This is a genomic window from Cyclonatronum proteinivorum (genome assembly GCF_003353065.1).
GTDB classification, from domain to species: Bacteria; Bacteroidota; Rhodothermia; order Balneolales; family Cyclonatronaceae; genus Cyclonatronum; species Cyclonatronum proteinivorum.
In genome coordinates this window covers 1,149,179-1,174,569 of the sequence record NZ_CP027806.1, presented here as the reverse complement: position 1 = coordinate 1,174,569, position 25,391 = coordinate 1,149,179, and the positions used below count along the sequence as shown (strand labels likewise).

Below are 25,391 nucleotides of genomic sequence, written 5' to 3'. Positions count from 1 at the left end.
GCGACCGGCTTTATACTTTTTAATGAAAATCAGGGGATGGCGTTAAAGTAAACTGTTGTACTGCTGAACCATGCGGATAAAATCGGATTCGGACCTGAAATCAAGGTTGTGCTGCCTTGCATAGGCACGTATATCGCTGTCATGATCACCAAATAAGCGCAGCACGTTACGACGGTTTAGCCTCACGCGGTGGAATTCGCCATCAGCGTCCTGGAACAGCAGCATCTCACGAGACTCGATTGAATCATGGCGTTCTACAAACCCAAATCCTGAAGCACCTTGCTGAGCTTCGCGGATCACTTTGGTATGTCGCTTAAAAACGCCGGCGTGCTCGCCCTCATATAACACCTGCAGATAGGCATTCCGGCCAAATTCACCGGGCATTACGCCAACACGGTTTTGGAAGGAAACTTCATGGCCGCCCGGCATAATGAAAGTAAAGCCGCGAACAAGCACTTCACTTAACTGAAGGGTATCTGCACGATGTACAACTTCAATGGCATCGCTCCAAACGTTATAGCGGGAGCGGACTTCTTCAAGCACCTGACCATTGTTGAGTTGGATATCAGCAGCGAGCCAGGCATCAGAAAAATACGGACTGCCAACTACACCCGTAGCACGTAAAGGGGAAGTAATGATGACCGAATTTCCGCGTAAAAGATTATCGGTGTTGGCTCTTTGGCCGGCATCCTGGGCTGTGCTTGTTACAGGAGTAACACCAAAAAAAACAATAAGCAGTGAGAGGGATAGTATAGAACGGGAGTAAAGCATAGACTAAGTAATATTTGTTTTTGGCAACTTAATAATAAGCATATATGCACTCTGAAACATTCACTTAGCAAGGAATTACATTACCGTGCTGGGTTTACATTCTTAGTGCATTTACAGCAAACGTAAGGCTTCGGAGATTGTTTTGATATTCACTGATGTGACGGTTAATAAGGTACAAACTAGGTTATTTCCCCAGAAAGGCGCATATAAAAAAAGCCGCTTCGCGAATAGACTCACGAAGCGGCTTCTTAACAAACAAAGCTGTTTATATCAGCCTGTCAATTAGTTGTTACCGCGTGTACCCTGAACAACGCTGCGAACCAAATTCGGAGCAACCTGGTAGGAAGCGCCAGCGGGTTCGTCCTGAAGTTCAAAAATAACGGTATTACGGCTTCTTGTTCTGATGTTGTCAAGATTCCATGTTAACACGAAGTCTTTGACGAGGCTATCAGCGGGTGTGATTTCAAATTCGCAGGTATTTGTACTTGTGAAGTCACAACCATCGAGAAGGAAGTGTGTACCGTACTCAATATCGTACAGGAAATCACCTTCATCTTCGGTTGCGCTGTTTTGAGATACAACTGCGAATGATTCATCCGGAACAAAGTTAAATGAGCCGGTATGGGTCTCCGTTTGGAGTGGCCCGATGAGCTGAACGCTCACTACAATGGGCTGCCCTTGCTGAATGTTGGGTGCAGATACACTCCCGGGCTTAATTTCCATTTGCAACGGACCATCATAGGTAATGACGTTATCGTCGAAACAGGAAGTAAGCATGAGTCCGGCAACTGCAAAACCAACGAGAATTATCAGTTTATTGAACATGGTCTAAATCTTTTTGTCGGTTATAAGGAAAGGGATTAATCTTCGTCATCGGCATAGCCGGGGTTCTGAAGAATTACTCCGTTACTTGCAGCAACCTGGGTTATCGGTACCTGGCTTAACCATCTGAAATCAGATGGGGCGATAATACCAACACCTGAAGCTTCAGGCTTCTCGAGCGCTTCATTGAGGCGCTTGAGATCGAACCAGCGGTGACCTTCAAAAGCGAGCTCACGACGACGCTCTACCAGAATTTCTTCCAGCAGTTCAAATCCTGAGAGGTTGACCTCATCAAGGCCACGGTTGACACGCAACAAATTCAGATCTGCCAAAGCATTGGCGTCTTGTCCGAGTCTGGCGTAAGATTCAGCTCTGTTAAGCAGGGCTTCGGCAAAACGCAGAATTGGCGTGTTATCTATTGAACTCTCAACGCTTTGGTTGAATTTGATGCTGTGCGTCTGAGCAGGAGCAAGCGCGCCGCTGGCTAACTGACGACGGTTGCTGTACCAGCCGGTAATGATTCCGTCACTACCTTCAAGAAAACGGACATCACTGGTAGCATCATAAATGGCTTTCAGCTCCTCAGAAGGCACAATATCAAACCACTGAGCCGGCGTGAATAAGGAAGCCAAACCATCGTTAACGGCGCCTCCAAACTCATTCGAGGTTATGCGAAGTTCGAAGAAAGATTCCAGACCCGGAGCAGTTGAGGTTGAGTTAAAGATATTTCCTGCTGAAACTGGTGTAGAAAGTGCCGCACCAAGCGGTGTTTCCATCGCATTTGTTGCAGCCTGAACGGCATCAGCATAACGGCCCCAATACAGGTAAACCCTTGCCAGAAGGGCATCTGCGGCAGCACGGTTAGCCAGAAAGCGATTGGTTCCGCCAAACTCGCTCAGCAACGCAATAGATTCAAGCAGATCGCTTTCAATTTGCTCATAAACTTCAACGTTACTTGCACGCGGGAAGGGCACCTGTGCTTCTTCGACAACAGAGGTTGGAGCTGTACGAATAATAACAGAGTGATCCCATCCATCAATCTCTCGGCCCGGCTCATAACCGTATGATTTACTCAGGTCATGATAGGCAAGCGCACGCAGGAAAAGCATTTCCCCTTTAATGCGGTTGCGCTCAATTGGGGGCGCGTCCAAATCATCAATAACACTCAGGATGTAGTTGGTGTCATTGATCATGCCATAGTAGAGCCCCCAGCCACCTACACCTGTACCTACGGTATTAATCGCCTGAGATACATAGCGACCGGATGGCGTACCAGCAGGATTCTGAACCCCGTTGTCAGCCAGCACTTCTGGTGCAGCAACACGGGTGTTGCTGTAGGCAGTTGTACTAACCAGTCTGTTATAAGCAGAAGCGGCAATACCACGAATACCCGTGATATCATCAAGCGCTACTTCAGGGCTGATAGACTGTCTCGGTTGGGTGTCGAGCAGGGAGTCGCACGCATAAAATGTAAGCGCGCCAAAACCCACCGCTGCTAATGTTGCAATTTTTTTTAACATAGTTATCTGTTCTAAAATTTAGAATTGCAGCGTAACGCCGGCAGAGTAAATACGCGGCTGCGGGAACGGAGCATTCGCAACCTCTACAATTTCCGGGTCAAGGCCACGGTAGTTGGTCCAGGTGATCAGGTTAAGACCCTGAACAAATACACGCGCGTTGGAAAGGCCAACCTGACTTACAATATTGGTAGGCAGCTGATAAGATAGCGAAGCAGACTTCAGACGGATATAACCTACATCTTCAAGGTGCCAAGTAGACGGAGTGAAGAAGAAGTCGGCATCAGTACCACCTTCTGACTGACGGGCAGAAGCTTTAGGCATATCGGTGATATCACCAGGACGCTGCCATCTGTCGAGGGTACGGCGGGTAAGGCCACGTCCACGGAAAATGGTTCCATCGAGGAAGAAGCCTTCCTGCTGCTTGAAGCTGTCCTGACCCAGGCTGTACTGGAAGAACACATCAAGGGTGAAGCCTGCGTAGGCAATGGTATTGTTCCATCCACCAATAATATCGGGGAATGCAGCGCCGACAAAGTCAGCATCTTCATCAACCGGGCTGTAGGTGATGTTGCCATTGCGGTCGTACCACATACCACGACCATCAGCCGGGTTTATACCGGCAAAACGGAATAAACGCTCAGCAAACAGTGGCTGACCTACATCAACCCGACGGGTAACACCATCAGCAAAAGTTGGGAAAAGGAAATCCGCATCACCGAGATCGATTACTTCGTTTCTCTGGAATGTGATGTTGAAATCAGACGTCCAGCGAAGGCCTTCCCAGTTTACGAGGGTACCACCAATTTCAATTTCGATACCTTCATTGCGAACTTCACCAACGTTGTTGACAAAAGAACCGAAGCCGGAATCTGAAAAGAGGAAGTCATTCAGGAGAAGACGATCGTTTGATGTACGGAATACATCAACAGCACCGTAGAAGCGGCCTTCAAGAAGGGCCCAGTTCAAGCCCAGGTTAAGGGTACTGGCTTCTTCCCAGGTCAGGCGGTTGTTTCCGAGCTGTGACGCACGGAGACCAGAAACGCCATTGTACGTACCTGAACTACCGAAGAGGGAGCGGGAAGCAAAGTTTCCGATTTCTGAGTTACCGGTTACACCATAGCTCACGCGAAGCTGAAGCTGATCGAGCCAGTCAACGTTCTCGAGAAAACGCTCACGGGAAATTTCCCATCCCAATGACCCGGAGTAAAACAGACCCCATTTGGTATCGTCACCGAAACGGGAAGAACCATCGTAACGCATGGTGGCTGTGGCGAAGTAGCGCTTGTCGTAATCATAGCGAACCTGACCGAAGAAACCAGCAATACGGAACTCGGTAAAAAAGCCGCTAACACCGAACGGATCAGCCGCACTTTGCAGGGTGCCGAAAAGACCACTACCAAAACCGCGGCCCGTAGCCGTGAAGGATTCACGCTGCTGCTGACGATACTCAAAACCACCTACACCAGACACACTGTGGATATCATCAAAGGTGTTGAAATAAGACAGGGTGTGGTTGGTGTTCCAGTTGGCAACGTCGCGGTTTGCTTCGAATACCTGACCACCAAAGCCAGCAAAGGAAGGAATTTCCGGCGGGCGCACGTTGGTGTCACGCACGTTGCGGTAATCGATACCCACAAAGGAACGCAAAACGAGATTTGGGGTAAGCTGGAAGTTGGCTGCAAGGTTACCAATAACCTGATTGGTGCGGCCTTCACGTTTTTCAAGATTTACACCCTGAATGATGTTGTAATCACCGGTAACATTCTCATTAAAGGTACCATCTTCATTAAAGATCGGCTGAATAGGTACCGAATAAGGCGCTGCGAAAAACGGGCCATTAATGAAGTTACCATCAGAAATAGAACCGAACTGGCTTGTGGAAGCAAGTGCAATACTGGTTTCGATGGAGAAGAAATCGGTTGCACGGTGATCAAGGTTCGTACGAACGTTGAAACGCTCGAAGTTAGACATGATGATTTGTGCTTCCTGGTATTCATAAGAACCGGAAACAAAGAAACGTGTCTGATCCGTACCACCGCGGGCGCTTACCGAAACGTTGCGGGTGTTACCTGTACGATAGATGGCATCCTGCCAGTCGTAGTTAGGTACAAAAGCAAGGAATTCGTCCAGCGTGAGGCTGTTTACAAAATCTCTGGCTTCAGCTTCTGAATCAAACTCAGGGAAATCGATGAGTTCATTTCTGACAAGAGCACTGTTACGGAAGTTATTTTCCTGTGTATCAGGGTTGTTGAGCGCTGTTGGGATACCCCGACGGGCATTCACAATTGCGTCATTACGACGGCCTTCGATCTGCATGGCTACCCACTCCTGGCCGGTAAGCATATCATACTTGTTGATTGCTTCACGAACCCCGACCTGAGAAGAGACCTGAAACTGCGTACGGCCAGCCTGCCCACGACGGGTAGTAATAAGAACTACACCATTGGCAGCCTGAGCACCATAAATAGAAGCAGCAGCGGCGTCCTTGAGGATCTCGATTGATTCGATGTCGTTTGGATCAATAGCAGCAAGCGCATTCGATGACGCCTGTGTAGAAACATCCGTATTTACTGTTACGGGAACACCGTCCACTACATACAGCGGATCATTACCGGCTGTGATAGAACCTGTACCGCGAACACGCACGCGAAGGGCTCCACCCGGCTGACCGGAAGCAGATGTAATGGTTACACCGGCAGCACGGCCCTGAATGGCGCTGTCAAAGGTTTGTACAGGAAGGTCAGCGATTTGCTCGCCACGAACCTGTGCAATAGAACCCGTTACTTCACGGCGTGGCATTACGCCATAACCGGTGACTACAAGATCGCGAAGCTCAAGCCGGTCGGGCTGCAGCTCAACGTTCAGCGTAGTGGTAGCACCAGCAGTAACGGTGACAGAAACAGTACGTGCAACATAACCTACATAGGTAACCCGAACATTGTGGGTACCGGCAGGCACATTGTTGATGGTGTACTCTCCGTCGAGATTGGTCGATTGACCGAGACTTAGTTCAGGCAGAAAAACAGTTGCGCCAGGCAACCCTTCTCCCGTCTGAGCATCCGTAATGGATCCCGTGATTGAGCCTGTTTGGGCTGAAACAAACGGTACCAACACGACTAAACTCAATACTGCATACGCTAGTATCTTTTTAATCATAGATGACCTCATGAGTTAGTTTAACCATATGTGAAGATTTGCCGCAGCTGGCAATTGCATGAAACTTTTTTATACGCAGCAACATCAATATCGCGTTGCCTGGAAGCTTCACTAACCGCTTTGGCTTTGAATAATGCCGTTGTAATATTTGGCAATTTTGATATTAATACAATATGGAGTGAATTACAACTCTCTTTTAGATCTCAAAGGACTTATTTCCTGAGCCATTATCCCGTTTATTCTTAATAATTTGTGCGTACTTTATATAAGAGCCTTATTATTTTACATACCAGGCGCATTGATTGGCACCAAACTATGAAGCTTATTTTTGGGGCCTTTTACTGTTTTCGCTGAACGATATGCCTTACAGTATTTCTTTTTTAAGTATGTTGCCGTTTCATTAAACATACAGCTTCAGCTTCAGCTTCCTGACTCTTATATAACCCGGTTCTTCAGTTATGCGACTTCGTTTGTTGCCTTTTTTGATTCATGTGCTTTTTGCAGCTTTTGTATTCTCAGGCTGCGCCCGATCTCATTTCCCGGATACGGTTGATATTGGTCAGCGGCTTATTCTCACCGATGGTGCCCCTGAGTTCACCCTTGCCGCCGACGGCAGCTACACCGAAGCCGGTGATCCGTTTCTGACTGTTTCTGTTTCCCTTTCAAAAAGCAGTCTTGTTTTCACATCCCGCGATGACACGCTGGCAGCCCGCATACAGGCCCGCTTCGAAATCCTTCCCGATGAAGAAACACAGGCAAGAGGCCAGGAAACCTACGTCAGAACAAGCTCGCACACGATTGCGGGGGATCCCGAGCGAACCGTGCAGCGGTCAACCCGCATCCGATATGAAGAAGTTTTTGAAGTACAGCCGGGCTTCTACACGGTGACGCTTACCATTCGTGATGAATCTTCCGGAAAAACGCTCACCCGCAGTGTAAATACGGAGCTTCCTGATCTGGACGACGCATCGGGGCTTTTAACCGGTATCAGCATTTTCGGAAACAATGCGAGCGATGGAACTACCGTCAGTATCGCTACCTATGATATACCCGGCATTTACGACAGCCTTACTTTCCGGTATTTCATTACGCGAAGCGAAAATGATCCGCCCGTATTTGCGCACATGAGGTTGCTCGAATTTGAATCCGATCAGCAACCCGCGCGGCACATCTCCTTCCGTAACCTGCCTTCCAACTCTATTCGGGTGAGAGGCATCAACTACAGTGAGAGCGAAATCATCGAAGAGCAGAGCCGCCTTTTTGCAGATGAATTTGGTGCCATTGAAGTTGAGTTCACGGTAGATTCGCCGGATATCGGCAGTTTCCGGTTCGAAGTTTTTACTTCTGTTGAAGCCGATCCGGACCCGTCAGACGCCATCGTTTTCAGGGCACGTGATTTTGGCATGCGATCCACGCACTTTCCGGAAGTTGTTACGGCACGGGAAATGGCTGAACCGCTGATTTACCTTATGAATGACCGTGAGCACAGCGAACTCATGGCCATTGAAGATGAAACGGAAATGAAACGCGCCGTTGAACGTTTCTGGCTCGACAACCTGGAAAGCCCTGATCTCGCCCGCGAAGTCATGTCGCTGTTTTATGAGCGGGTCGTGGAAGCAAATAAACAGTTTTCCAACCATAAATCGGGCTGGAAAACAGATTTGGGCATGATCTACATCATTTTTGGCCCGCCATGGTACGAAGATCAGTTTGGCCGCGAACTCCGCTGGACCTTCGGTTTCGACCGCAATGATCCGTTTCGGGTTTTTGTCTTTGACCGCTCCCGTATTGGCAGCGAGCGCTTTCCCTTTAATAGCTGGACCCTCAACCGACGCGATTTTTACCACAGCGTATATTTCCACCGCACACAGGAATGGCTCAACGGCTTTGTGCTGAACCGGCCTTTCGGCAGCTGAGGAAATTCACGCCAGTATTTAAAGGAAACGAATCAGCCAGATTCCGGCAAGCGCTGCAAGTCCGCCGGTGAGTACACTTCCCAAAAGATTCAGAAAAACACCCGCGAGGTCTTTCGCCCGAAGCTGATCCACCGCCTGCACCATCCAGGTAGAGAAAGTTGTGTATCCGCCGAGAAAGCCTTTGAGCAGCACCGCAGCAGCCACAGGCGGCATAATTTCCCAGCCGTAGAGCACCATTCCGGTCACAAGGCCGGCGGCGAAGCTGCCGCTTATGTTCACCACATACGTACCGAGCGGGAAGCTCGTCGGAAACCCTTTCGTGATCCTTTCATTAACAAAATAGCGGCAAAGGGCACCGCATCCCCCGGCAATCATCACGCATAAAAAAAGGATGAAGAGGCTTATATCCATCTTTTCCTCCCCTGACTCAAACCCAGCTTCAATCCTGCCATAGCAGCGAACAGTCCGCCGGTCAGCGAGAATATGAGATAAAAGCCTGTCAGCCACCAGGAAATCGCAGCGGTGTAGATCAGATCTGTTGAAAAAGCCGAAAAGGTTGTAAATGAGCCCAGAAGACCCGTTCCCATAAACGGGGCCCAGGCGTAGTGACGCATCATCCGCATTTTAAGACGTGCGGAAACGTAGCCCAAAGCAAAACATCCCATTATATTTTCCACAAGTATGATCCAGTAGATCCGGTCAGCTTCCAGCCCGCTGAGCAGAATCAGTGCAAACCGAAGACCGGTACCGATCGCACCACCCAGAAAAATCAGGATAATTTTTGCGAATAGACCGGGCTGTTGCATTTCTTTGGGGGATAATGACATCAGCTGAGTTGGTTACCTTCTGCCGTTTCCGGTACTTGCGTTGAGGTGTTCTGAATGCTCTTGTTTCTTTTTGTGATGACACCTTCCTGCGGACTAAACAGTAGCGCCAGGCCGAAAAAAACGCCTGTCATTACAGCAATGGCGCCAGCAATAGAGGTATCGGTGACCAAAGCCAGATAATAACCGGAAAGCGAGCTCAACACACCGAAACTTACGGAAAGTATCAGCATGACGGAAAGCCGGCGGGTGAGCAGGTAGGCTGTTGCCGGTGGAACAATAATCAGCGCTACAACCAAAATCGCGCCCACACTCTCAAAGGAAGCAATGGTGGAAAAAGACACGGTACCCATCAGACCGTAATGAATAAAAACGACCGGAATGCCCATGCTTACCGCCAGCTGACGATCAAATGCATAAATTTTGAGCTCTTTGTAGCAGCTTAAAATGAAAATCAGGTTTATCACCAGCACCATCCCCAAAATCCAGACCGGCCGGGGCCCCATGTTCATCCCTGCAAAAATCCACAAATCCCAGGGTACATAGGCAATTTCCCCGAACAGAATGCACTCGTGATCAAGGTCAACGGAACCGGCAAAGAGCGTAATGATGATGACCCCAATCGCAAAAAGGGTGGTGAAGACAATCCCCATGGAAGCATCATTCATCAAACGTCCCCGCTCCTGCAGTTTTTCGGTGAGGTAAACGGTCAGCAGTCCGAAAGCGCCCGCACCAAGCAGCATGGGGAAGGTGTTTCGGGAGGCGGTTAGCAGGAAGGCAATGGCGATACCCGGCAGTACGGCATGAGAGATGGCATCGCTGAGCATGGCTTGCTTGCGAAGAACCAGGTAGGTGCCCACCAATGCGCAGGCCGCAGAGGCCAGACAAGCCGTAAGCAAAATCCAAAAAGTTGTCACGCGCCTCCCTCCCCGGCTGAATTGCTGCGCCGCGGAATTTGCTTGTTATGCGGATCCTGTTCCGGATTATTGAGGATTTTCATCAGCTGTTCTTCCAGCTCGGGCGTAATAACATGCTCCATTGATTCGGCTGGGTCGTGGACGTGATCTCCGGGGAGCTGCAGTTTTTCGGTGAGGTAGAGTTCCCAGAGCCGGTGTATGCGAACCACACGCCGGGCTTCTTCTCTGCCGGCAGTCGTAAGGAGATAGCCCGATGGCTGCCCCTGTAGGTGCTGCACCAGACCCCTGGATTCGAGCTGCCTGAGACCAGCTTTGAGGCTGAGCGGCTCCATCTGACGCTTTTTCAGGATTTCATTGCGGGTGCGCGAGCGAAACGTCTGCCCGTCACGCTCTTCCATTTTATAGAGTGTCTTTAGGATATTTTCACCCGTCACTTTTTCACGCTGTTTGCGTGCACGCCTGCGTTTTTGCAGCTCCCCGCGGGCAGGGGCAAAGAAGAAAGAGAGCGCGAACAGCACCGCAGCCGATACTACCATCCACGGACCGGTTGGCATTGACGGGGCCGTGTAGCTTACAAAGGTACCGGAAACAGCCGAAATGGCACCCACCCCGGCTGCGATATACAGCATAGCCGAAAGGGAATCCGTCCAATAGCGCGCGGCCGCTGCGGGAATGATCAGCATGGAAGCCATTAGCACCACGCCAACCGCCTGCAAACCTGCCGTAATGGTAACAACCAACAGGCTCGCCATCACGACTTCCATCCGCTTCACCGGCATGCCGATTACGGTTGCATAGTCCGTATCGAAGCTGATCAGCTTGAACTCTTTGTATAACAGGACGATGGCAACCAGCACCATCACGCTAACCATACCAAACAGCATGACGTCTTCCGGCAGCATGGAAGCCGCATTACCGAATAAAAAAGCATCCAGTCCGCTCTGATTGGGGTTACCGCTGTTCTGAATCCAGGTGAGCAACATCACGCCCAGTCCAAAAAATACAGACAGGACCATCCCGATGGATGTATCTGAGGAGATCTTGGAATTCCGTATCACAAAATCCATCACCATCAAACTGATCCATCCAAAAACAACGGAGCCGGCCAGCAAGGCAAGCGGATCTTTATCGCCGGTGATGATGAAGGCCATGCAAACCCCCGGCAGTACGGCATGCGCGACTGCATCACCTACAAGGGCGCGCTCCCGCAGCACGGTAAAACAGCCCAGTGCACCGGCGGAGAGTCCTAAGAGCACGGTTCCGGCCAGCACCCAGCGCAGATTGGGATCCTGTAAAAGAAAAAAGTCAGCCCACACTTCACTCATGATCTGATTCTCTCACAAAGTTATCCCGTCGCGAAAGCTCAATAACCTGCGACAGAATGTTGAGGCGGCCTCCGTAGGCTTTTTGAAGATTTTCTTTGGTGAAGGTGCCCGCCATGGGTCCGATAGCTACCAGCCGAAGGTTCAACATCAGGACCCAGTCGAAGTAATCGGATACCGTCTGAAGATCGTGATGTACCACAATCACCGTGCGCCCGGCGGATCGCAGTTCGCGCAGCAATTCGAGGATGTGTTCTTCGGTTGAGGCATCAACCCCTGCGAAGGGTTCATCCATAAAGTAGATATCAGCATCCTGCGCGAGGGCGCGGGCCAGGAATACCCGCTGTTGCTGCCCGCCGCTGAGCTGTGCAATCTGACGGTTCGCATAAGCGGCCATGCCTACTTTTTCGAGCGCATGCATAGCAAGCTCTTTGTCTTCTGCGCCCGGCCTGCGAAACAGCCTGAGGTGCGCGTAACGCCCCATCAAAACGACATCAAGTACACTGACCGGGAAATTCCAGTCCACGCTTTCCCGCTGCGGCACGTAGGCAATACGCTTGCGCATTTGCTGCAGCGGCTTGCCGTAAATCAGGGCATAGCCCGAAACCGGTTTAATCAGCCCCATTATGACTTTGATGAGGGTAGATTTTCCCGCACCGTTCGGTCCGACGATGGCCGTCAGCGTGCCGTCAGGCAGGGTGAAATCGACATCCCACAACACCGGCTTGTTCTGATAGGATACGGTGAGATCATGTACTTCTACGGGAGGCACGCCCTGTGGCGCGTTCTGTTTCGGGCCGTCACTCATCGCAGGGCCCCTGTGATGATGTTCACGTTATGCTGAACCATGCCTACGTAGGTACCTTCTGGCGTATTCCGGGCGCCCATGGCATCCGAAAACAATTCACCACCCAGCGAAACCGTACCGCCCCGCTCCCGCACGCCGTTCATGAGCGACTGCACCGAACGCGGCGCAATACTACTCTCCAGAAAAATGGCCGGGATTTCATTATCCATGATGAAACGCACCATGCGGCTGATGTCCTGCAGCCCCGCTTCGCTCTGTGTGCTCAGCCCCTGAATGCCACGGACTTCAATATTATATGCCCGCCCAAAGTACCCGAATGCGTCATGTGCGGTGATGAGTACGCGGCGGTTTTCCGGGATGGAGGCAATTTCGGCCTTCACCCACTCGTGCAGCGCTGTCAGCTCCTGTATATACGCATCTGCGTTGGCCTGTATCTCTTCAGAAGCTTCCGGAATTAAGGTGATTAGCCTGTCGGCTGTAAGCCTGACGACTTCCGCCCAAATGGAAACATCAAACCACACATGCGGGTCAAAGGTACCCCCAAAGTCGGTTGCCTCAATCAGCCGCACGCGGTCAAGCTGTTGGGCAGCGGCAAAACTGCGTTCCGGCATTCGGGCGAGGACTTCTGAAAGCCGGGCTTCGAGAAAAAGGCCGTTGTAAATAATGAGGTCTGCGCGCTCAAGCCGCCGCACATCGGCAGGCGTCGCACGGTACAGGTGCGGATCAACACCGGGTCCCATCAGGCCTTCAATGCGCACAAAATCACCGGCAATCTGCTGCACGGTGTCTTCAAGCATCATGGTAGTTGTAACTACAAATGGCCGCTCGTCACCGGATGATTCATCCGAACTACAGGACAGAAGAGCGGAACTGAGAGATACTATTAATATGAGAATCAGCAATTTTGAATTCATACGCGCGATTTCAGGACTCCTGTTTAATATTTAGCTCAATCAAAATTTTGGAAGCAAGGTCTTCCGGTAAAAGGAAAGTATCCCCGTTGGTATCAATCCGGACGCCATCCCGTCCGGCATCAAGCACCTTTACAGCTACGCCAATGGTAAGGCCAAGACGACTCAGCATGTTCAGGGTGCCGGTATCCTGCGTGCGAACTCTGGCAATCAGGCCCTGCTGCCCGGGTTTCAGGCTTGTAAGGGCGTAACGGGCGGGAGAGTCCGGCAGCTCCAAATCGACGGTCGGGATAGGATCGCCATGCGGATCATGGGTAGGATGACCAAGCTTTTCGGCAATACGCGCTTCGAGGCGCTCGCTGATGACATGCTCCAGCCGCTCGGCTTCTTCGTGCACTTCTTCCCAACCAAAGCCAAGAATTTCAGACAGATACAACTCCAAAAGCCGGTGATGGCGCAATACTTCAAGCGCTACCAGCTCCCCGGCACGGCTAAGCCGGACCCCGTAATAAGGCTTGTACTCAATCAGCTTTAGGTCAGCCAGCTTTTTGAGCATGTTTGTAACGGAGGCAGGCTTCACCCCAAGATGTTCCGCAAGCTGCAAGGCGGATACCAGCTCATCATGATGCTCGCTAAGCAAAAAGATATGCTTGAGATAATCCTCCTGAGACTCACTGAGTTTAGGCTTCATAAATTTAGCTTTATCAAAATTTATTTGCTTCAATAATAGAGATAATGCCTGTCAATCAAAAGAAAAAATGTATCACATCTCCCTTAACGCGCCATTTAGCTCATGGACTGCAAATATATTTGCCATTATTTTTAGATTAGACTAAATTAAACGACACAAAAACAACCGGACGATCTTCGTCCCGGTATTTATTGCAACTATATTGCATTAAAGCAATAATCACCCTATCATAAATTCTATGTTATTCCCGCTACTCATATCAACCCTCGTGTGGTTCACTCAGCCGCAGGAGCTTACCGGCACCGTAACCGACAATACCGGTGAAGCACTTCCAGGCGCTACCGTGTTTATCCCGGAGCTCAGAACCGGGACCGTGACGGATGCCAACGGCAACTTCACGCTCACGTTCACTGCTGAGACCGATGAAATCCGGATGACCGTTTCTTTTATCGGTCACATTACCCGTGAACTTGTTGTGAGCCTTCCGGCAGCACATGCGCTTCAAGTCACACTCAGTCCCGATTTGCTTCAGCGTGAAACGGTGCTCATCACCTCATCCCCCTCGGGGAGTAACCGCTCCTTTCGTCCGTCAGCTGCGCTCAGCATGAGTGACCTTCAGGAGCGCTCGGCGGATAACTTCGGCGACGCCCTGCAGTTCATGCCCGGCCTGAATGTACGAAGTTTCGGTGCCGCCCCCTCAAGACCGGTCATTCGTGGCTTTGACGGAGACCGGGTTGTTGTACTCGAAAACGGCGAAAGAATGGGCGATTTGGGCGAAACAGCGCCTGATCACGCGACTTCACTCGATATTGAAGCCGCCGAACGCATCGAAATTGTCCGTGGTCCGGCGAGTTTCCTGTATGGCTCAGGCGCTATGGGCGGTGTTGTAAACCTGCTCAACAACGATATTCCGTCACAATGGAGCAGAGGTGCAAGCGGCCGACTCAGCCTCACCGGTATGACGGTGAACGACGGCGGCGCAACATTTGGCCGCGTCACCTATGGCCTTGATCAGACTGCTTTTACTGCACGGTTCAGCTACCGAAATACCGGTGATTTCCGCACACCTTCCGGAACCTTACCCGACACTTTTAACGAATCCTTTAATGGTGCCGTTGGCATGGCGTTTCGCAACGACAGCTTTGTCGGCGGGTTTTCCCTCAGCGGCCTGGAACAAACCTACGGACTTCCCGAGGAAATCACCGATGATGATGAGCTCATCGAAATCCGGCTCAATCGCATCAATCTCGGTGGTTTCGGACAGTTCACACACGATGGATTTTTTGATCAGACCCAGCTACGCTTCAACCTCAGCCGTTACGGCCACAAGGAAGTTGAAATCGAATTTGAAGACGACGGAAGTATTGACGAAGACATCGAAATTGATTTTCGCACCCTCACTTTCAGCGGTTCCGTGCTGTTCGTGCGCTCCGAGGCACAGCACCGCATCAGCGGCGCACTCGGGGCAAGCAGCTACATGCGCATGCTCAATGTCGGCGGTGATGAAGGCCTCACGCCAGACGGGCGCAACCTGAATCTCGCGCTCTTCGGCTACGCGGATATTCCCCTTACGCAGCAACTGCGTCTGCAAACCGGACTTCGCGGCGACTATGCCTTCCTCGATACGTTCGCCAACTCCCGCTTTGCACAGCCTGAAAATCCGACCCGCTCCGATTTCTCCCTGAGCGGATCCGCGGGCCTCAACTTTCAGCAAGGCGGCTTTGAAGGGGGTTTGCAGCTTGCCCGCTCCTTCCGGTCTCCTTCCATCGAAGAACTCTTCACCGATGCTGCACATATCGGCGCCGGCGCTTACGAAATCGGCGATCCGAATCTGAAAAATGAAACCGGGCTCGGACTCGACCTCTTCGGCAGCTACGCAACCTCACGCTTCGGCATTGAGATCAGCACCTTCTATTACCACATCAGCAACTTCATCTACTACAACCCAACCGGCGAGATCGAGCCCGTATCACAACTGCCGATATTTGTCGTACTTGCTGATAACGCCCGCTATTTCGGTTTTGAAGCCGATGCCGTGCTGCGTCCCCTGCGCAACCTCACCCTCAGCAGCGGCCTTGATTACGTGCGCGCACAGCGCCTCGACGACAACAGCGCCCTACCATTCATCCCGCCCATGCGCCTGCGCTCCCGCCTGAGCTACGACACCGCGCAGTGGAACCTCGGCGCCGAGCTCATCCATGCTTTTGAACAAGACCGCGTCAGCGAATTCGAAGATCCCACAGAAGCCTACACCCTCGTCAACATCTTCGCAGGTCTGCGTTTTGATGCCGGCGGGCGTCATCTGCTCACGGCCCGTGTCGATAACCTCTTCGATGAAAGCTACCGCAATCACCTCAGCCGCGTTGATGGCGGTGCCTTCAGATACCCCATGCCGGGCCGCGGATTCACCCTGCGTTATCAATACATTTTTTAGTCTCACAAACCGACCTCTTTGAAGTGATATTCCCATGTTTTATCACTTCAAATTTACGCTAACAAAAACCCGTTTCCTGACCGAGACGGGTTTTCTTTTTGGGATGGGGCGACCACGCGGGTGTGATGTTGGGGTGAATGAATGGCGGAAAAACTTCTGCGTGCTCTGTTGGTAGGGGGGCGGAAATTATGGCTGTGAAAACTTCCGATTCGTTTAGCCCTTTCTTTTATAAAACGGTAAATTAGGCCAACCTTCTAACCGGAACCAAATTCCATCCTTATGTATAAAATCCGGGTTTACGTTACCCTCCGCCCTTCCATTCTGGACCCTAAAGGAAAGGCTTCGCTTGGTGCCCTGCATAACCTGGGCTATAACCGTATCAAAGATGTGCGTATCGGCAAAATGATTGAGCTTGATATTGAAGCCGGTAGTGAGCCTCAGGCGCGTGAGGCGGCTGAAATGGCTGCCCGCAAGTTGCTCGCCAATGAAGTAATGGAAGATTTTGAAGTTGAAGTGATGGAGGCAGCGTCCCGATGACAACTTTTTCGGTTCTTGTATTTCCGGGCTCCAACTGTGATCACGATGCCTACCATGCGCTGAAGCAAGTGCTTGGGGCGGACGTTCGCTTTGTGTGGCATAAGGAAACAAGCCTCGGCAAAACCGACGCGGTTATCGTGCCCGGCGGCTTTTCGTACGGCGACTACCTGCGGTCCGGCGCAATTGCGCGTTTTTCGCCGGTTATGCAGGATGTGGTGCAATTTGCGAATAAGGGCGGTCTGGTTATCGGTATCTGCAACGGTTTTCAGATTTTGCTGGAAGCCGGTTTGCTGCCCGGGGCCATGCTGGCCAACGAAAACCTGAAATTTCGCTGCAAACAGTTGTATCTGCGCACCGAACAGACCGACACCCCTTTCACAAATCTGATTGAAAAGAATCGCGCGCTTCAGATTCCAATCGCGCATGGCGAGGGCAATTACACGGCTTCGCAGGATACGCTCAAAGCCCTTGAAGATAACGGCCAGGTGGTATTTCGCTACTGCACCGCTTTGGGGGATGTCGTTCCGGAGGCCAACCCTAATGGTTCCCTGAACAATATTGCCGGAATCGTAAATGCACAGCGGAATGTTATGGGGATGATGCCGCACCCGGAGCGGGCCTGCGAGGCAGAACTCGGTTCAACCGACGGCCGCCTGATTTTTGAATCCATGCTTCACCACCTGCAACCAGCCTGACCTGAATTTATGCCTGAACTATCTGTTGACTTCGCCCTCCTAAAACAAATCTGCGAAACCCCCGGCGCGCCCGGTTTTGAAGAACCTGTTCGTACCGTTGTTGAACACGCCCTAAGCGGCTTTGCGGATGAGATCAGCACCGACGGTATGGGCAATCTGATCGTGCGCAAAAAAGGCGGGAAGCGCAAGGTGATGGCAGCTGCCCATCTCGATGAAATCGCACTGATTTCAACTGGCGTGGATAAAAACGGCTTCATCCGGTTTCATACGCTGGGCGGGTTCGACGCAAAATCACTGCTGAATCAGCGGGTAATTGTACACGGTAGCCGTGACCTGCCTGGTATAATTGGCGGAAAAGCGCCGCATACCCAAAGCGATGAAGAGAAAAAGCGCACGCCCAAGACTACCGAGCTTTTTATCGACTGCGGCCTGAATGAGGAAGAAGTTTCCAAAGCCGTACCGGTCGGCACGCCCATTACAAGAGATCAAAGCCTGAAAACCATTGGGAACAACATCAGCTGCAAATCGCTGGATAACCGTATCTCGGTTTATATTTTGCTGGAGGCTTTCCGACAGGCAGCTTCTACCGGGGTTGATCTCTATGCGGTTTTTACGGTACAGGAAGAAGTCGGTCTTCGCGGCGCGCGGGTCGCAGCACATGCCATTCAGCCCGAAGTAGGACTTGCGCTTGATGTGACGCTGGCGAACGATTTACCCGGTGCAGATACCCATCAGAAAATTTCCGTCCTGGGTGAGGGTACGGCGATCAAAGTCATGGACGGAAGCGTGATCTGTACCCCAAAGCTGGTAACGTTTTTGGAAACCCTGGCGCTGGATCATGATATTGCACATCAGCGGGAGCTGCTTACGGCAGGCGGCACGGATACAGCGGCCCTGCAATATCTCACAGGCGTCGGCGCGCAGGTCGGCTGCGTCTCAACGCCTACGCGCTACCTGCACACTACTGTTGAGAGCTGCAACCTTGCCGACGTGCTTTCCGGCATTAAACTCACGAAGGCTTTTATAGAACAGGCGCACACCTATTTTGCATTGTAAGACGCTTTCGCTGCCCCGTCGTCCCTTCTTGATCAACACCAACTGATTTTTTCATCAGGATGAGTAAACCATCTTCCCCATCAGAAAACCTGATTCTGCATTCCGACCGCCTTGTAAAGACCTACAAAAAGAAAACCGTTGTAAATCAGGTCTCTATCAATGTGCATCAGGGGGAAATCGTCGGGCTACTGGGTCCGAATGGTGCAGGTAAGACGACTACTTTCTACATGTTTATGGGTTTGATTCGACCGGACAGCGGCAATATTTATCTCAACAAGACTAAGATTACACGCATGCCAATGTACCGCAGGGCGCGGGCAGGTGTAGGCTACCTGGCACAGGAAGCAAGTGTGTTCCGCAACCTTACGGTGCGCGAAAACCTGGAGTCGGTGCTTGAGTTTACCAATACGTCGAAAAAAGAGCGACGCGAGAAAGCGGGCAAACTGATAGAAGAATTCAACCTTCAGGGGGTTGAAAAAAGTTATGGCTATTCTCTCTCGGGAGGCGAGCGACGGCGTACCGAAATTGCGCGTGCGCTCATCACAAACCCAAAGTTTATTCTGCTTGATGAACCCTTTGCTGGCGTTGACCCCATCGCTGTGGAGGACATCCAAAAGATCGTGTACACGCTGAAACAAAAAAACATCGGCATTTTTATTACCGATCACAACGTACACGAAACCTTAGCAATTACAGATCGCGCCTACCTGATGTTTGAGGGAAAAATCCTGATGGAAGGCACGGCTGACCGGCTTGCCGAGGATGAAGAGGCGCGCCGGCTGTATTTAGGGAAACAGTTCCGGCTCGAGCGTTATACTGTTGAAGAAACCCGTTCCGAGTTACCGGTTTCCGGCCACGATAACCCGGCTACGTAAGCGTCGCGAGCTGCTCAAGTAAATCCCGGTTGCTTGTCGTGCGCTTCAGTACCTGCAGAAGGCTAAGCATGGAGTCTTTGGGAGGTTTACGGAGCAAATAGCGGCGCAGCACATTTCGTTCTTCGATGGAAGAATCTTCAATGAATTTTTCTTCATTTCGCGTGCCGGAAGCTGCAATATTGATCGCAGGAAAAATGCGGTCGTTGGCAAGGTCCCGGTCGAGCACGAGTTCCATGTTACCCGTTCCCTTGAATTCCTCGAAGATGAGATCATCCATACGGGAGTTGGTTTCAATGAGGCAGGTAGCAATAATGGTCAGGGAACCGGCGCCTTCAATTTTGCGTGCCGCGCCGAATATTCTTTTAGGAATTTCGAGCGCGCGGATGTCAAGACCACCAGACATCGTTCTGCCGCCCGAACCGGATTTTACGCCATTGTAAGCACGCCCCATACGGGTAAGGGAATCGATCAGGAGCACAACATCATCTCCCATTTCGGCACGTCGCTTCACATAGCCTAAAGCCATTTCCGCAATGCGCGTATGGCTTTCAACCGGATTATCATTTGATGAGGCAAACACCTGTCCGCTTGTGGTCCGAATAAAGTCCGTAACTTCTTCCGGACGTTCATCAATCAACAGAACGGCAAGATGAATTTTCTTGTGATAGGTTTCAATGGCTTTCGCAATTTGCTTCAGTAAAACCGTTTTTCCGGTTCTGGGAGGTGCTACAATAATAGCCCGCTGCCCTTTACCTACCGGTGAAATAAGGTCAATAACCCGCATTTCGGTTTCTTCAGCTTTGTGCGATAGCTTGATTTGTGAAACCGGCATAATTGGTGTTTGAAGCTCAAACCGCTTCGCGAGGGTCCAATCCTTAATCGGTCGTCCGTTTATCTGAAGGATTTCAGTAACCCTGCGATTGCCTTTATTATCTTCTTCCAGCTCACAATCAAGAACAAGTCCGGGCTTCAGGTACAACATGTGTACCATGTTTACATGCACAAAAGGATCTGACTCCTTTTGGGTGAACTCATGATTGAGCTTGCGAAGGAAGCCATACCCTTTCTCATTGATTTCAAGAACGCCACTGTACGTACCGGCTGGCTTTGAAGGCTGCTGACCATTAAATTCGGGTATTAGCGGGTTATTTTTTTTCCCCTTAGGAGCCGCAGCACGCCCTTTAGGCTTGTTGCTTTTTCTGCGGCCTCTTGATTTACTCTTTTTTCTTGATTGAGCCATTTCTGGTTTAGCTTATTCCTGATAGATACAGATGACGTCCAATAAAACAATCAGATTACATCTGTTTATTCTTTTTGATTTTAATTTTGTTTGTATTTAATCCGGGATGTACTGCAGAGCCCGGCAAATTTATCAACTCACAAACGATAGCCTTACTGCGGTAAATGCCTTAGTACCTGTCCCATCGCAGCATACGCAGTACGAGCCTACTTGCATACAACTAAGGCTCTAAAGCATCCTTACAGCCCTGATTTAACCATATATACAATTTTCTGATATAAAGCTTAAGCTGTCAGAAAATGAATGGTACGTATTCGTCTTTTCGGGCCTGATTGAAATGGTTTTAACGAAACTGCAGATTTGATACCGCTGAAACAGGGCTTGTTTGCTTCTATAAGACGTTCGTGCGGGTATATACAACGCAGCCCTTGCAAGGAGATATAAAGTCGGGTTTTGCCATACGATTAAAAAACTTTCCGGCTGTGATATAAACCCATCTCAGGAGATACAATGCAGAGATAACTTCATCGCCCCTGATAAAAACGTATTTTGCACGAATATGCTGCGCTCGTATCAGTCGCTTCGTACACTTCTTTTCGGTTACGCTACTGAAGCATTCAGCTCCCTGAGTCATACGATGAGTTGCGAACTGAACAGAAAATTAAATCTAAATATCGGCAGTATGGCCTTGTAATACAAATAAAACTAAAAAAGGCTTTGTGAAAAGTACAGGTCAACAAATCGAATACCTGCAATTTCACAAAGCCATTTTAAACAATGTTAATGATCAGATGTGTACTTAGCGAACGGTCGTGCTTTCGCTAATCCAATCGTAACAAGCATTGAGGTTCGCCCCAACCTGAATGGTATCGCCATTTTCCCAATTCATATAAAATTTCTCTTCCGCATTGGGGGTAACAGCCTGAAAACTTGCAATGCTGCGCTGAACTGTATTGGCAACGCTGCTGTCAACTCTGCGAGCCCTTTCAAGATAATCGATTACGAGCCAGTAAACGGCTTTGTCGGTACGCTCAAGGCCACCGCTTGCACAGTCTGTAACTGCCTGCGCATAAATATCTGCCATTCGCATAAGGGGTGCACCCCAGTTTGGACGCAGGCGCATGGCACGCTGAGCGTACGTGCGTGCGGTTTGGAGATCACGTAGTGCAAAATGATTTTCAGAGAGCTTCAGGTTAATCATGGCACGGGTTTCAGGATCATCTGTAGCCTGGAAAGCTTCTCCCAGATAGCGAATCGCGTCACGGTAATTTGCCTGACTTTCGGCGTACTCAGCAAGCCTCATGATATTGGCGTAAGACGGATCGACTTCATATAAAGTTATGGCCATCTCCCGCTGCTTTTCTCTGTTTCCGGTAGCACCGTAGAGATCAAATAATTCCTGCTTGGTTTCGAGCTGCTCATCTTCATCCATACCATCCATTTGGGTAAGAAGGAATTCAATGCGCTCATCGGGAGAGCTAAATAAGTCAGCTCTTACCTGATTGAAGTGCGCTCTTACAGACTCCGGTGACAGCGGTTCAGCTACATTCATGGTTTGTATAGCGCGGTCGCGAAACCCATTATTTACAAGCTCACTGACCAAATAGTTGATGAAGTAGCCATCTCCGGTCTGAATAAAGCGTTCCATGTCTTTTTCGAAGAGTTCATTGTACTCTTCCATGGTCAGCACCCTACCATTATCGATTGCACGCATATTAGATTGCATGAATCGCGCTCTGTTCATTTTCCATTCGAATTTATCAATCTCCGATTCATCAAACGTAATGAAGGTACGCTCATACATAATGAGTACAGAATCAATATAGGCTTCCCTGAGGCTCGGATCAGACTGCTGAGCGCCGATGGCTTCGTAAATCTGAATCATTCTGCGGAAGTTACGGTCGCCTCTGAAATTCGGATTGTTTTCCATTTCACGCGGACGCCAGTCAACCAGCCAGCGACCAAAATTGAGGGCTTCTTCAAACTGCTGATTCCGTACACTTTCCACAAAAAGAGACTGAACGGCAATTGGGGGAAGATTCAGCGGTGTAGGAGGTTCTTCCTGAGCAAATGCCGATTCGCTCACGAAAAGTCCGGCTATCAGTAGCAAGATTAGCTTTTTCATAAGATTTCAGGTATAAATCTGATAGGTATTTCTGTTTAATTAACTCTACGCTGCAGGAACATGAGTTCTGAGAAGCTTAACGAAGCCCGCAATCCAAATATTCTTTCCCGTACAAGACCGTCATCTTCAGTACCTCTCAGACCAAAGTCGAAACTCAGATCAAGAGACGATCCCATGGAAGGGGACGGAATACCTAAACCAACAGAAAACAACATTGTATCAATGTCAGTGCCTTCTATTGAGAGGTGGCCGTTATCATACGAAAAGCCTGCACGATAAATCAGACTATTGAATAACCCTTCGTTACCCCGACTGAAAGCGTCGTATTCAAAGCCGAACCCCAGGCGAACCCGGTCTTTCATAAATGAAAGCTGTTCCTCAGATTCAAAAGAATTCAGCTGACTCCACTGCTGAAAATGTACTTCAGCGGAAAACAGCGTGTATTGCGTAGGAAAATAAGATAAACCGAGGGTTGTCTCAAACGGATAGGTAACATTTTGTTTACCAAATTCATCTTCTGGTACAAGTTCGAGATCATTAAGTATCTGACCTGTTAAGATTCGGGTGTTAATTTTACGATGTGCACTCAAATCAGATGAAAGGGTTGCGGTCGCACCAAACACAAGCTGATCCCTTGAAGAAAATACCCGCGGTAGGGTTATCATGGTTCCGAAGCGATGGGCGATCCCCCGGTATCGGGTTCTTTGGTTGTACCTTACCGGACTGTACAGGCTGCTGTTGAACAGAATTTGGTTGTCTTCGTCGATTATCCCGAATTTCATCGAAGGGGCATAGCCAATAAAGATATGGTTGTTGAGCCTTAATCCCAGTCCTACTTCCAAACGGTTAATCCCCCCAGTACCTGAAACGGCAGAAGTGTAATCTACAACCGACAGGGAGTCAGCGGTGGGAAGCACAATATTGGAATCTTCAATCAGCGTGTAACGCACATCGGTTGAGCGATACAGACCTGCGGATAAGCCCAGTCGTTCGCGAATGAGCGGTATCTGTGCCTGAAAACGGTCGAAGCCTACCAGCGTACTGCTTGCGTCGGTCACCCCGTCACTGGCTGCAAATGTAGTTACATTCCCTGAAACCGTCATGTGTGTGAGATAGGTTGATCCCCACATGGCCGGATTTGCCAGTGTCCCCTTGGTGCGGTCTGGCGTTGCGACACCAATAAGTGACATGCCGGTTCCATGAATGGAAAGATAATCCTGCGGCATACCAAGGCCCAGCACGGAATAAACCGAAGCACTGCGTACCAGATTTTCCTGTGCATGTGCTGTAGTTGTGTGCAGCACCATCAGAACGAGTATCATCGAGAGTTTTACGGTTAGCTTCACTTATTTCTCCGGATTAATGCGTGTGATGATGAGTTTGGGTGAACGTTCACCTGAACCCGGCGCTGCCAGGAAAGTTGGTGTGAACTGACCGTTATTAGGTCCTGAGGTGATAAAAAATTCCGTCTCGGTCCGGCGCCCTAACTGATAGGTTTGTATGAATTCGGTAACATTCACCCGGTATGACAGATCGGATTCGCGTACAGGGGGTTCGAACAGCGGGAGTTTGATGACTTCAAAATTACGCTCGGTCTCATTCAGCACATAAAACTGAAGGCGGCCACTGCCTCTGCGTACCTGCCCGTCCGGGAGTACGGTACTTGCGTCAAGGTCTTCAAAAAGCAACAATTCTGCCCGACTGACGGCCTGTGATGAAAAATCACGGCTGTCCAGGTTCAGATCGAGCCGCAATACCTGTTCAAAAGTGTTGAAGACCGGGATAATGCCGGGATCCGGATCCGGGATATCTGTGCGGATGGTGTTAAAACCATTCCCCCTGAACGGCGCTGAGAATGATTGACGATTGGGAAAAGGATCGATAAAACCGCCGTTATCCCCGTTATCGCCATTTCCATTGTCCCCGTTGCCATTGTCTCCGTTTCCGTTGTCGTCGCCGTCATCGGCCGGGAAGAAATCTCCGCTATCTCCGCCGTTTCCATTCTCGTCGTCGTCAGATTCAGGATTGACGACCAGCAAACGGGTTCCGGTATAATTACGGTTACCCAGCGTATCACTTACGATAGACTCTGTGCTGAAACTAACAATAGCATTGGTTTCCGCTGTTGGGACAACCGCAAAACCGAACAGATTTTCGCGCACATTTTCCAGGGGATTGTTTTCTTCATTGAAGAATTCTCGGTATTCATCAGCCCAGGCTTGCGGCATTTTGAAAAGTACCGAATCGGTTTCTGCCGTAAAGCTCACCTGACCAAAAGGCGCCGGATTGAAAGCAATTTCGGTGTCTTTACGAACCGAAACCGGACGCCAGCGCTGTTCAATAAAATGCAGGTTGAAGGTAGCTGTACCGGTTGTATCACCCATAAAAGTGAAAGGGTGCAGCACAAGGTACACTTCAGCACCGGCATGAACAGAATCTGAAACGTTAACAGAATTAATGCCGGGCGCCAGGAAAGCCGTGCTTTGAATGGTTCCGAGTATCGGATCATTGAAACGGCCGGCTGAAAAAACGCTCAGATTTCCGGTGTAAGTGAGCAAATCTACAATCTCAAAGTCTTCAACATCGAGCGTATCAACAGAGATATTCTGTCCTCCCTCAACAAATGAAGCGCCTGCGATGTTGTTGTCGTTGCTGCAGGCATATAAACCTCCAAGCAAGACCATCGCGGCAATGAACAGCCCAAGTGTTTTCAGCTGGTAAAAATGAACGTAGCGGGGTTGCGTTGGTTCGGTCCCTTTTTGCATACAGGG

Annotated in this window: 21 protein-coding genes; 6 read left to right on the top strand and 15 right to left on the bottom strand. The window is 50.1% G+C overall.

Annotated elements, in window-relative coordinates; genetic code table 11:
* Positions 1-42 precede the first annotated feature (42 nt).
* The 4 genes from CYPRO_RS04660 to CYPRO_RS04645 form a co-directional block, all read right to left on the bottom strand.
* Complete coding sequence (locus CYPRO_RS04660; protein ID WP_114983509.1) at positions 43-771, bottom strand: hypothetical protein; 729 nt, start codon at positions 769-771, stop codon at positions 43-45.
* Positions 772-1,053: 282 nt separating this feature from the next.
* Positions 1,054-1,596 (bottom strand): hypothetical protein, encoded by a 543-nt coding sequence (locus tag CYPRO_RS04655; protein ID WP_114983508.1) that lies wholly within the window; start codon positions 1,594-1,596, stop codon positions 1,054-1,056.
* A 35-nt stretch (positions 1,597-1,631) separates the two neighbouring features.
* Positions 1,632-3,113, bottom strand: a complete 1,482-nt coding sequence (locus CYPRO_RS04650; protein WP_114983507.1) for a RagB/SusD family nutrient uptake outer membrane protein — start codon at positions 3,111-3,113, stop codon at positions 1,632-1,634.
* A gap of 18 nt (positions 3,114-3,131) precedes the next feature.
* Complete coding sequence (locus CYPRO_RS04645) at positions 3,132-6,269, bottom strand: SusC/RagA family TonB-linked outer membrane protein (RefSeq protein WP_164682535.1); 3,138 nt, start codon at positions 6,267-6,269, stop codon at positions 3,132-3,134.
* A 458-nt stretch (positions 6,270-6,727) separates the two neighbouring features.
* On the opposite strand from CYPRO_RS04645, the gene CYPRO_RS04640 reads away from it, so the two are divergent.
* The gene (locus CYPRO_RS04640) at positions 6,728-8,185 is read left to right on the top strand and encodes a GWxTD domain-containing protein (protein WP_114983505.1); all 1,458 of its coding nucleotides are present in this window, start codon (positions 6,728-6,730) and stop codon (positions 8,183-8,185) included.
* An 18-nt stretch (positions 8,186-8,203) separates the two neighbouring features.
* On the opposite strand, the gene CYPRO_RS04635 is transcribed toward CYPRO_RS04640, so the two are convergent.
* Genes CYPRO_RS04635 through CYPRO_RS04605 form a run of 7 tightly spaced genes read right to left on the bottom strand, consistent with a single transcriptional unit; the run spans position 8,204 to position 13,658 of the window.
* Entirely contained in the window at positions 8,204-8,596 is a 393-nt protein-coding gene (locus CYPRO_RS04635; RefSeq protein ID WP_114983504.1) for a fluoride efflux transporter FluC, read from the bottom strand.
* Entirely contained in the window at positions 8,587-9,012 is a 426-nt protein-coding gene (locus CYPRO_RS04630) for a fluoride efflux transporter FluC (RefSeq protein ID WP_114983503.1), read from the bottom strand. Before CYPRO_RS04630 ends, CYPRO_RS04635 begins: the two co-directional genes overlap by 10 nt.
* Positions 9,012-9,926: a metal ABC transporter permease gene (locus CYPRO_RS04625; protein WP_114983502.1), complete on the bottom strand. Its 915-nt coding sequence runs from the start codon at positions 9,924-9,926 to the stop codon at positions 9,012-9,014. The genes CYPRO_RS04630 and CYPRO_RS04625 overlap by 1 nt, the downstream gene beginning before the upstream one ends.
* A complete protein-coding gene (locus CYPRO_RS04620; RefSeq protein ID WP_114983501.1) occupies positions 9,923-11,251 on the bottom strand; it encodes a metal ABC transporter permease in 1,329 nt (442 codons plus the stop codon). The genes CYPRO_RS04625 and CYPRO_RS04620 overlap by 4 nt, the downstream gene beginning before the upstream one ends.
* Complete coding sequence (locus CYPRO_RS04615) at positions 11,244-12,056, bottom strand: metal ABC transporter ATP-binding protein (RefSeq protein ID WP_114983500.1); 813 nt, start codon at positions 12,054-12,056, stop codon at positions 11,244-11,246. The genes CYPRO_RS04620 and CYPRO_RS04615 overlap by 8 nt, the downstream gene beginning before the upstream one ends.
* Positions 12,053-12,970: a metal ABC transporter solute-binding protein, Zn/Mn family gene (locus tag CYPRO_RS04610; RefSeq protein ID WP_114983499.1), complete on the bottom strand. Its 918-nt coding sequence runs from the start codon at positions 12,968-12,970 to the stop codon at positions 12,053-12,055. Before CYPRO_RS04610 ends, CYPRO_RS04615 begins: the two co-directional genes overlap by 4 nt.
* Positions 12,971-12,980: 10 nt before the next feature.
* A complete protein-coding gene (locus tag CYPRO_RS04605; RefSeq protein WP_114983498.1) occupies positions 12,981-13,658 on the bottom strand; it encodes a metal-dependent transcriptional regulator in 678 nt (225 codons plus the stop codon).
* A 238-nt stretch (positions 13,659-13,896) separates the two neighbouring features.
* On the opposite strand from CYPRO_RS04605, the gene CYPRO_RS04600 reads away from it, so the two are divergent.
* From CYPRO_RS04600 to lptB, 5 genes are all read left to right on the top strand, one after another.
* Positions 13,897-16,092 carry a TonB-dependent receptor gene (locus tag CYPRO_RS04600; RefSeq protein WP_114983497.1) on the top strand — a complete coding sequence of 732 codons (2,196 nt, stop codon included), beginning with the start codon at positions 13,897-13,899 and terminating at the stop codon, positions 16,090-16,092.
* A 279-nt stretch (positions 16,093-16,371) separates the two neighbouring features.
* Positions 16,372-16,629, top strand: coding sequence for a phosphoribosylformylglycinamidine synthase subunit PurS (purS, locus tag CYPRO_RS04595; protein ID WP_114983496.1), 258 nt, complete (start codon positions 16,372-16,374; stop codon positions 16,627-16,629).
* Positions 16,626-17,324 carry a phosphoribosylformylglycinamidine synthase subunit PurQ gene (gene purQ, locus CYPRO_RS04590; RefSeq protein WP_114983495.1) on the top strand — a complete coding sequence of 233 codons (699 nt, stop codon included), beginning with the start codon at positions 16,626-16,628 and terminating at the stop codon, positions 17,322-17,324. Before purS ends, purQ begins: the two co-directional genes overlap by 4 nt.
* A gap of 9 nt (positions 17,325-17,333) precedes the next feature.
* A complete protein-coding gene (locus CYPRO_RS04585) occupies positions 17,334-18,380 on the top strand; it encodes a M42 family metallopeptidase (RefSeq protein ID WP_114983494.1) in 1,047 nt (348 codons plus the stop codon).
* Between the two features lie 89 nt (positions 18,381-18,469).
* Positions 18,470-19,255, top strand: a complete 786-nt coding sequence (gene lptB, locus CYPRO_RS04580) for an LPS export ABC transporter ATP-binding protein (RefSeq protein ID WP_114985700.1) — start codon at positions 18,470-18,472, stop codon at positions 19,253-19,255.
* Here the strand turns inward: lptB and rho are convergent.
* The 4 genes from rho to CYPRO_RS04560 all read right to left on the bottom strand — a co-directional run bounded on the left by rho (position 19,248) and on the right by CYPRO_RS04560 (position 25,385).
* Positions 19,248-20,495: a transcription termination factor Rho gene (rho, locus tag CYPRO_RS04575; protein WP_114983493.1), complete on the bottom strand. Its 1,248-nt coding sequence runs from the start codon at positions 20,493-20,495 to the stop codon at positions 19,248-19,250. The genes lptB and rho overlap by 8 nt on opposite strands.
* A gap of 799 nt (positions 20,496-21,294) precedes the next feature.
* Positions 21,295-22,620: a tetratricopeptide repeat protein gene (locus tag CYPRO_RS04570; protein WP_114983492.1), complete on the bottom strand. Its 1,326-nt coding sequence runs from the start codon at positions 22,618-22,620 to the stop codon at positions 21,295-21,297.
* Positions 22,621-22,655: 35 nt separating this feature from the next.
* Positions 22,656-23,966: a hypothetical protein gene (locus tag CYPRO_RS04565; RefSeq protein WP_124245522.1), complete on the bottom strand. Its 1,311-nt coding sequence runs from the start codon at positions 23,964-23,966 to the stop codon at positions 22,656-22,658.
* Positions 23,967-25,385 carry a hypothetical protein gene (locus CYPRO_RS04560; RefSeq protein WP_114983490.1) on the bottom strand — a complete coding sequence of 473 codons (1,419 nt, stop codon included), beginning with the start codon at positions 25,383-25,385 and terminating at the stop codon, positions 23,967-23,969.
* Positions 25,386-25,391 lie beyond the last annotated feature (6 nt).

Bases quoted from the DNA above. Each gene is read 5' to 3' on its own strand.
- CYPRO_RS04650 (WP_114983507.1), bottom strand. From the start codon at position 3,113: ATGTTAAAAAAAATTGCAACATTAGCAGCGGTGGGTTTTGGCGCGCTT.
- CYPRO_RS04615 (WP_114983500.1), bottom strand. From the start codon at position 12,056: ATGAGTGACGGCCCGAAACAGAACGCGCCACAGGGCGTGCCTCCCGTA.
- CYPRO_RS04605 (WP_114983498.1), bottom strand. From the start codon at position 13,658: ATGAAGCCTAAACTCAGTGAGTCTCAGGAGGATTATCTCAAGCATATC.
- CYPRO_RS04570 (WP_114983492.1), bottom strand. From the start codon at position 22,620: ATGAAAAAGCTAATCTTGCTACTGATAGCCGGACTTTTCGTGAGCGAA.
- CYPRO_RS04600 (WP_114983497.1), top strand. From the start codon at position 13,897: ATGTTATTCCCGCTACTCATATCAACCCTCGTGTGGTTCACTCAGCCG.
- CYPRO_RS04620 (WP_114983501.1), bottom strand. From the start codon at position 11,251: ATGAGTGAAGTGTGGGCTGACTTTTTTCTTTTACAGGATCCCAATCTG.
- CYPRO_RS04560 (WP_114983490.1), bottom strand. From the start codon at position 25,385: ATGCAAAAAGGGACCGAACCAACGCAACCCCGCTACGTTCATTTTTAC.
- CYPRO_RS04655 (WP_114983508.1), bottom strand. From the start codon at position 1,596: ATGTTCAATAAACTGATAATTCTCGTTGGTTTTGCAGTTGCCGGACTC.
- CYPRO_RS04660 (WP_114983509.1), bottom strand. From the start codon at position 771: ATGCTTTACTCCCGTTCTATACTATCCCTCTCACTGCTTATTGTTTTT.
- CYPRO_RS04585 (WP_114983494.1), top strand. From the start codon at position 17,334: ATGCCTGAACTATCTGTTGACTTCGCCCTCCTAAAACAAATCTGCGAA.
- CYPRO_RS04630 (WP_114983503.1), bottom strand. From the start codon at position 9,012: ATGTCATTATCCCCCAAAGAAATGCAACAGCCCGGTCTATTCGCAAAA.
- rho (WP_114983493.1), bottom strand. From the start codon at position 20,495: ATGGCTCAATCAAGAAAAAAGAGTAAATCAAGAGGCCGCAGAAAAAGC.
- CYPRO_RS04610 (WP_114983499.1), bottom strand. From the start codon at position 12,970: ATGAATTCAAAATTGCTGATTCTCATATTAATAGTATCTCTCAGTTCC.
- CYPRO_RS04640 (WP_114983505.1), top strand. From the start codon at position 6,728: ATGCGACTTCGTTTGTTGCCTTTTTTGATTCATGTGCTTTTTGCAGCT.
- purS (WP_114983496.1), top strand. From the start codon at position 16,372: ATGTATAAAATCCGGGTTTACGTTACCCTCCGCCCTTCCATTCTGGAC.
- purQ (WP_114983495.1), top strand. From the start codon at position 16,626: ATGACAACTTTTTCGGTTCTTGTATTTCCGGGCTCCAACTGTGATCAC.
- CYPRO_RS04645 (WP_164682535.1), bottom strand. From the start codon at position 6,269: ATGATTAAAAAGATACTAGCGTATGCAGTATTGAGTTTAGTCGTGTTG.
- CYPRO_RS04635 (WP_114983504.1), bottom strand. From the start codon at position 8,596: ATGGATATAAGCCTCTTCATCCTTTTTTTATGCGTGATGATTGCCGGG.